Source organism: Allokutzneria sp. NRRL B-24872, from assembly GCF_002155965.1.
Lineage (GTDB): Bacteria > Actinomycetota > Actinomycetes > Mycobacteriales > Pseudonocardiaceae > Allokutzneria.
In genome coordinates, this window is the sequence record NZ_MUMH01000373.1 from 1 (window position 1) to 548 (window position 548).

1 protein-coding gene is annotated in these 548 nt (G+C 75.2%); it reads left to right on the forward strand.

Features of this window, described 5'->3' with window-relative positions; all coding sequences use genetic code 11:
- Positions 1 to 456 (forward strand): DUF461 domain-containing protein (locus tag CCN37_RS38130; RefSeq protein ID WP_086830246.1); only part of this gene is annotated, 456 nt, incomplete at its 5' end.
- Positions 457 to 548: the final 92 nt, after the last annotated feature.

Here is a 548-nt window from a genome sequence, read left to right on the forward strand (position 1 = left end):
ACCGACCAGACCCTCGACTCCGTCACCGTCGAGGGCGGCGGCACCGTCGAGCTCACGCCCGCCAAGGGCAAGGGCGGCAAGGTCGTCGTCCCGGCCGGCGGCTCCGTGGTCCTCGGCGGCACCGGGAACGCCTCCGCGGTCCTGTCCGAGGTCACCGACGCGGTCAAGGACGGCAACGCCCAGCAGGTCACCTTCGAGTTCAGCGAGACCGGCAAGGTCTCCCTGCGCGCCTTCGTCGTCCCCGCCGAGCACTACTTCGAGAAGTGGGGCCCGTCGGACATCCCCGAGGCCCCCGCAGCCAGCGCCTCCCCGTCCGAGGAGGCCGACAGCTCCGCATCCCCCGACGCCACGGGCTCGCCGTCCGCCGACGCGACGGCCACCGAGGAGGAGGGCACCGCCGCCGGCTCCACGGCCTCGCCGTCGTCCTCGGCCACCGGGGAGACCACGGGCCACTGAGGCCGGCCACACCGGCCGCCGGGCCGCCGAGGTCCGTGAGCACGTACGCCGAAGGGCGGCACCCCCTGCGAGGGGTGCCGCCCTTCGGCGTA